Raw genomic sequence first — 6,335 nt, 5'->3', positions numbered from 1 at the left:
TTATAGAGACAGACGTTGCTGCAATTTTTGTCAATTGTTTTTGATCTAGAGCGAACTAATTAATTAAATCTTTTGCCAGATAAGAATTTAGTCCATTTATGCCACCCTATCGAACCATACTAAGTAACGAAGAACCATAAAGCAACCGATTTTCGTATTTGTACGAATTCTCCAGAGATGATCTAATTCCGAAAAGTTGAATTCCTCTTTTAACAAAGGAGTAATATCATCTATTTGTTTCTTGACTTGGGTTAGTAAGCCATTTTCCAATAATTTAGGAATGAGCGCATTATAAATATCTTCTGTGGAAGCACCCGAACTTTTAACGATTGTCATCTCGGCCACTTCTTTAATAATTTGCAGGATATCGATCCCGACTTTACTGATGGCGATTGTTTTGGGATTATTCACTTTTCTAAAGTTTAAAACTAACTCTCCCGATAGGACAGTCAGAGGATTTTTCTTTTTGTGTAATGAGGGCGTAGTAGAATGTTGTACAGAGGAATTTACATACTCAAAACCAGCTTCTTGAGCAGATTTAACGATCGCATCCCAATAGGCGGGATCTTTGTGAGCAAAAACAATACTCATCCAGCGATCAAATTTCAAAACTCGAAACATTTCTCGAATGGAATTCGATAACAAATTGATGTAAGTTTCTTTCGATTTCTTTAAATCTCCTCCTTCGATCGCTTCCAATTCTCTTGCGTTATCGCTCACTTCAAATCCTAGCCAAGCATTCCACATAGTCGAGAGATCTAAATAGGCAATATGTTGTCCGTAGGGAGGATCGGTATAGATATAATCCACGGATTCGGACGATATGCCAGTTAAGTCCGTCGCTGAGAAATCAAAAATTGAAAAATTTTCTTGATAAAAATCACCGATTACTGTATTAGTTTCGATCTTGAATTTTGCCGTCCCCTTAAATTTCTGCTCGAATTGTTCCCAGACATTAAGATCGATAGTTTGAGGAGGAATCCAATAGCGATAACGGTGCATAATTCCGCTATTTCCCCGGCTTTCTATTCTTCCTCTCGTGGAACTAAAGGTTAAATTGGTTTTATTGAGAGTTGCCGAGAAAGTAAACCTCATTAAATCTTTAATGATCGGATCGGTGATTAATTCAATCTGGTTGAGAATTAGAGAAAGGGAAAATAATTGACGTTTGGTAAACAAATTTTCTACAGATTCTGCGTCCGCATTTTTCGGTAAACGAACCCCTTGCGGATACCAATAGGGAATCTCTAAATCCGCCGCTTCTTCTGGAGACATTCGATAAACTTCCTCAATCTTTTCCTGACAATTTCTGGCGATGTCATCGAAAGCAGACCGAAAATCATCGATGTTAACGGGACTAACAGCGATATTGCGGCAGATAAAACCAGCCATCGGGTTAATATCCGAGTAAATCGCCTTTCGCTTTAAAACTAGAGCCTCTACCGCAGTCACTCCCGATCCCCCAAAGGGATCTAAAACCGCATCTCCCACCTGACTAAAACGCTTAATATATTCCTGTACCACATTCCAAGCGCGCCGGGTAAAATAGGGATGACTTCCCCAATGGCGTAACGTCCCTTGTTTTTTGGGATCGATCGGCCCAGAAATGGGATCGATCATTCTATAGTCGAAGGAGGAAGCACTCATCTGGCCTTAAGAATAGAGTTCTATATGTTATGTATTACTGTACCCAGATGTGAGGGTATGGCGAGGATACCCTCTTGGGAGCATCCTACGCACTGCCGGAGGAAGTCCGGCTCTTGTTGCCGTTTCTCGGCAACAGGTGGGGAAAGCACCCCAGAAATCGAATCCTCGGCCTTAGTTTCCAGGGTTTTTAGGGCAGTTTCGATCGGATGGGGGGATAAACTCATAATTAGGGCATTTTATAGGGCAGCATTCTAGTCTAGTTTATCTGCTCAGGTGGCGAGAGAGGCAGAATCAATCAAAGCTAATAGCTATGTGCTAGGATGGAGATCGAGAATAAAAGTCGGCACTGCGGCTCGTTGTCAGTATTAATGGTCAAAGCATTTCTGTTTAGTATTGGTTCAGCTAGTTCCCGAAATCTTGGTTCTCTACAAATCTGTTGTTTTTATCTGTGCAAGGATAGGTTTTATGTCAATTTATGTTGGTAATCTCCCTTTCGAGGTTGACCAAGAGGATGTAGCGGAAGTTTTTACCGAATATGGTAAAATCAAGCGCGTTCACCTCCCCATGGATCGGGAAACGAAAAGAAAACGCGGGTTCGCTTTCGTGGAAATGGAAACCCCAGAGCAAGAAGCGAAGGCTATTGCCGCTCTTGACGGCGCTCAATGGATGGGACGAGAATTAAAAGTCAATCAAGCTCGCGAAAGAGAACCCAAATCTTCCTTTTCTGGCGGTGATCGCAGCCAAGATCGTCGCTACTAATCCCCAATCGTAACCATTCTAGGTTATCGGAAATTTGGGTTGAAAACCCCGTCCTTTTAGGACGGCTTTGTGGTAGGATGTTTGTGGGTGGTTCCGAGCGTGAGAACGTGAGGAAATAGGTTAAACGTCCTACTCCGTGATCTCAAAATTTCTAACAGTCAATGGTGTTCAATTAAGTCCAAGCTGTAAGAACGCAAAACAATTAAATACTGTGGGACACACAGAAATTTACGCTTGGGGAGTAGTCCATAAGAGTGCTTGCCTTATAGGGTGTAGTCGGACTAGACATGAAACTGTAAGACCAAAATTAGCGTTGCTAGTGGAGGCAGGATTCAGCCCAAGAATCTCCGCACTTTTAGGGTGGAGAGTGTCAATGTCAATAGGGGAGGCGAGCGCTCGTTTCCCCGCTTGTCTATCTATTATCCCAAGGAGATTCTTGTGGCTAAACGTCGTAATTTGAAAAAAGAAAAAGCTGAACGCAACCGCGCCTACGCTCGTCAATTCCGGGCTGCCTCTAATCGTACCACCACCAGAGGAGGTAGAGGCGGTTATTCCAGCGATCAAAGACAATCTTCGGAAAATGAAGGGGCAGCCGATACCTAATCTGCGGAATTAGTTAATCTAGCAATAAAAGCCATAGCCTCGCTTTTATTGCTGACTATTCCATCTAAAGTCGCCCCCAACACTGCCGCAAGTAACGATTTAAACTGGGGGCCTGGTTGATAACCCAAAGCTTTTAGGTCATTGCCGTCGATAGGAGCCTCGATCTGCGACCATTTAGTTAAATATTGCCAGATTAAAGCCCGCATCCTAGTCTCACTCCTCACCGCCACCAGTAACAAACTAGGAACCTTATAACCGTTGAAAAAGCTGACAATTTGACTAACGGGTCGATCATAAGCAAAATTATTGCTAATCTCCCTTTCCATAACTTCTAGTTTTTGTAAACGCTCCCCACTATCTTTGGGCAATTGTAAATTATTAGCGATCGCTATTCTTTCCCCCATAGCCAGAGAAGCGATTAATAATTCCAACCGCATTAACCAAGCATTCACCGGCAATTCCAGACTTAAACAATCTAACCAACAACTGAGACAGCGCAATTGTCGCCATAAAGCCCGATTTAAACTTAAATCCCCGTGTAAACAGTGCAAAGCCCCCAAATCGGCCAACTTTTCTAAGGCACTTTCCCAGTAATCCGCCTCTAAAATATAATTCAACTCCGCTTTTAAACGGGACTGTAAAGCCGGTGCGTTCTGATTTTGTTGTCGTGAGCGATCATAAACTCCACTTTCGATCGCATACCTAATATAGCCTTCTGTCAAGGGTTCAATAACAAATCCTAACCGAGTGGCAAAACGCACCGCTCGATAGATGCGCGTCGGATCCTCGATAAAACTATTAGCGTGTAAAACCCGGATTTGTTGGGCGCGTAAATCCAACATACCGCCAAAAAAGTCGAGTAATTCCCCCTCTTTCGGCGAAGTTAGGCGAATTGCCAGAGCATTAATCGTAAAATCCCTTCTATACAAATCCTGTCGAATCGAACTAGCCTCCACTTGGGGATTGCTGGCAGGATAGGGATAGAATTCCGTGCGTGCCGTGGCGATATCCACCCATAACGAGCCAAAACGCTCATCTTTGTGCCATAACAAAGCCGCCGTCTGAAATTCCCCGTGAATCGATAACCGGGCCTCCGGATAAATTTCCTGTAAACAATTAGCCAATTCCACCCCCGCACCCACATCGGCGGCGCGATGGCAGCCATCCACAACTAAATCGATATCCTGTAACAATAAAGTATCCCTTTCTGTCGCTAACAATAAATCGCGCACCGCACCCCCAACCAGATAGAGATGCCAACCGCGTTTTTGAGCGGCAGCGGCGGCAGCTTGCAGGAATGACCATAAAATCGGCTCTAAACGCTCTTTAATCGCCGGTAAAAGACAGGAAACCAAAGCAAACCCTTCAAAACGCACCCGCTCATTTTGATGGATCTGTCTTAATACATCTGTACGAGTGACGATACCGACTAACTGCCCGTTTTCTAGTACAGGTAAACGCCCCAAATCGTACGTTACCATCAGCGACTCTATTTCCTGAAGGGAAGTGTCGGGGGTAATAGTTTTCGGATTACAAGTCATGTATCCCTTCACAGGAGAGCGAGAAAAGCCGTGATGGAGAGCTAAATCGAGGTCACGACGAGAAATCACCCCAACTAAGCGATCCTGCTCATCTACCACCGATAACCCCGAATGGCCGTAACGGAAAAGGATGCGCTCGGCTTGAGATATGGAAGTATCGGGACGAATTGTTCGCACCGGAGAAGACATTAAGTCCCTAGCAGTAGGAGAAGGTGGAATTTGGGCAATTAAGTCCCCTAGCAGTTGGTTTAACTGTTGAACTGGCTGAACATCGCGAAAACTCACCGAAGCGGCCTGAGCATGACCACCGCCGTTATAGGGGGAAAAAAGCCGATATAGATTCACCCCATCGATTCTAGAGCGACCAATCACAGTTAAACGCTGTCGGGACTTATCTTCCTCGTCTTTACTATAACTATGGCCGAAAAGGAGCGCATCACTATCGGATAATTCCAGTAGGCGCTCGGCCACACTAGACAAACCGGGGATAAAATCGGCAGTATGGAGGAGAACGTGGGCGATTTTACGGTCATGGATCGTTTTAATCTCTAGATTTTCCCAAGCAAGGCTAAATAACTCCTGTAAGCGCGGGGAAAAACTCGGTTGACAGTATTGGGCGATCGTTTTAATGTTAGCAGCACAGGTCATTAACCAAGCCAAAGCATAGGCATCCCTGGGGGTACTACCGGCAAAAGTCAGGGAACCCGTGTCAACGTGAATACCGAGTGCCATTACCGTCGCTTCCATCGAGTTTGGTTTAATGTCGGCTTTTTGTAAAGCTTCTACAATTAAAGTCGTGGTGGCTCCCACTGCTTCTAAATGGACGCTAGAGGCATGAATATCGCTTTCACTATCCAAATGATGATCATACAATTCGATCGCCTGTAAATGCCCTAAATCGAGCCACTGGGAAGCTTTTCCCAGACGCTCCCGCCACTGATTATCAACGATAATTAAAGAGCGAATACAGGCCGGATTGACACTACGCAGTTCAATTAAAGCGAATTCATCCCGATGCAGGGCCAAAAATTCCCTCACCGTCGGGTGCGCTCCCCCCGTTAACAAAATGCGACTACCCGCTTTCAGCAACGATAAACCCACCGCTGCCCCCAAAGCGTCAAAATCCGCCGTTTGATGACATAAAATTAAATCCATATTTTTTAGTAAGGAGAAGATATCAGGATTTTTTCTGTATCTATTGTTACTGAATACTCGGAAATAGCCTAGCCAAGGACTATAAGTTAGCAAATCATGACCAAGAGAAACCCATGTTGTTCAAAATTTTAGTAATTCTCCACAGCCTAGGGGCGACCGTCTGGGCCGGTGGACATTTATTGCTGGCAGTCACCGTTCTACCCCAGGCCCTCAAAAACCGAGAACCAGACCGAATTCGTCAATTTGAGCAATATTTTGAGGGTTTTGGGTTATCTGCTTTATTGTTGCAGGTAATGACGGGCTTAGGACTGACTTGGATTTATTTGCCCAGTTTTCGTAATTTTTGGTTATTTGATAGTTTTTTATCGGTTTATCGAAAATTTGGGTCTGAAACCCCGTCGTTCTACGACGGCTTTACTGTTAAATATTAACACATTTACCAAATATATGCTAAAATGTGAGACATGGAAAAAGCCTACTCGATTTTACCCCACACCCGAACAAGAGTCGCTATTGCGGCGCACTTTGGGCTGTGTAAGATTGGTTTACAACAAAGCTCTCCACTAACGAACACAAGCTTGGTATGAAAGACAAGAAAGAGTAGCATATACTGAAACTTCTTCAATGCTA

5 protein-coding genes and 2 pseudogenes are annotated in these 6,335 nt (G+C 44.2%); 4 read left to right on the top strand and 3 right to left on the bottom strand.

Annotation, left to right across the window (positions count from 1 at the left end):
- Positions 1 to 96: 96 nt before the first annotated feature.
- Positions 97 to 1,647: a DNA methyltransferase gene (locus IM319_RS22085; protein WP_287736936.1), complete on the bottom strand. Its 1,551-nt coding sequence runs from the start codon at positions 1,645 to 1,647 to the stop codon at positions 97 to 99.
- 20 nt (positions 1,648 to 1,667) lie between these two features.
- Positions 1,668 to 1,871 (bottom strand): hypothetical protein, encoded by a 204-nt coding sequence (locus IM319_RS22080; protein ID WP_287736937.1) that lies wholly within the window; start codon positions 1,869 to 1,871, stop codon positions 1,668 to 1,670.
- A 241-nt stretch (positions 1,872 to 2,112) separates the two neighbouring features.
- Between IM319_RS22080 and IM319_RS22075 the strand changes: the two genes are divergently transcribed.
- A complete protein-coding gene (locus tag IM319_RS22075) occupies positions 2,113 to 2,406 on the top strand; it encodes an RNA recognition motif domain-containing protein (protein WP_286825731.1) in 294 nt (97 codons plus the stop codon).
- 438 nt (positions 2,407 to 2,844) lie between these two features.
- Positions 2,845 to 3,009 carry a hypothetical protein gene (locus tag IM319_RS22070; RefSeq protein ID WP_002733784.1) on the top strand — a complete coding sequence of 55 codons (165 nt, stop codon included), beginning with the start codon at positions 2,845 to 2,847 and terminating at the stop codon, positions 3,007 to 3,009.
- Here the strand turns inward: IM319_RS22070 and IM319_RS22065 are convergent.
- Positions 3,006 to 5,705, bottom strand: a complete 2,700-nt coding sequence (locus tag IM319_RS22065; RefSeq protein WP_287736935.1) for a CBS domain-containing protein — start codon at positions 5,703 to 5,705, stop codon at positions 3,006 to 3,008. The two genes, IM319_RS22070 and IM319_RS22065, sit on opposite strands and share 4 nt — an antisense overlap.
- Positions 5,706 to 5,818: 113 nt before the next feature.
- Here IM319_RS22065 and IM319_RS22060 point away from each other — a divergent pair.
- Positions 5,819 to 6,079, top strand: a pseudogene (locus IM319_RS22060) (copper resistance protein CopD); the annotation flags it as partial.
- A gap of 73 nt (positions 6,080 to 6,152) precedes the next feature.
- Positions 6,153 to 6,335, top strand: a pseudogene (locus IM319_RS22055) (helix-turn-helix domain-containing protein); the annotation flags it as partial.

Source organism: Microcystis sp. M113S1 (genome assembly GCF_020246945.1).
GTDB lineage: Bacteria > Cyanobacteriota > Cyanobacteriia > Cyanobacteriales > Microcystaceae > Microcystis.
This window is presented reverse-complemented; position numbering and strand designations above follow the sequence as displayed.

Bases quoted from the DNA above. Each gene is read 5' to 3' on its own strand.
- IM319_RS22085 (WP_287736936.1), bottom strand. From the start codon at position 1,647: ATGAGTGCTTCCTCCTTCGACTATAGAATGATCGATCCCATTTCTGGG.
- IM319_RS22080 (WP_287736937.1), bottom strand. From the start codon at position 1,871: ATGAGTTTATCCCCCCATCCGATCGAAACTGCCCTAAAAACCCTGGAA.
- IM319_RS22075 (WP_286825731.1), top strand. From the start codon at position 2,113: ATGTCAATTTATGTTGGTAATCTCCCTTTCGAGGTTGACCAAGAGGAT.
- IM319_RS22065 (WP_287736935.1), bottom strand. From the start codon at position 5,705: ATGGATTTAATTTTATGTCATCAAACGGCGGATTTTGACGCTTTGGGG.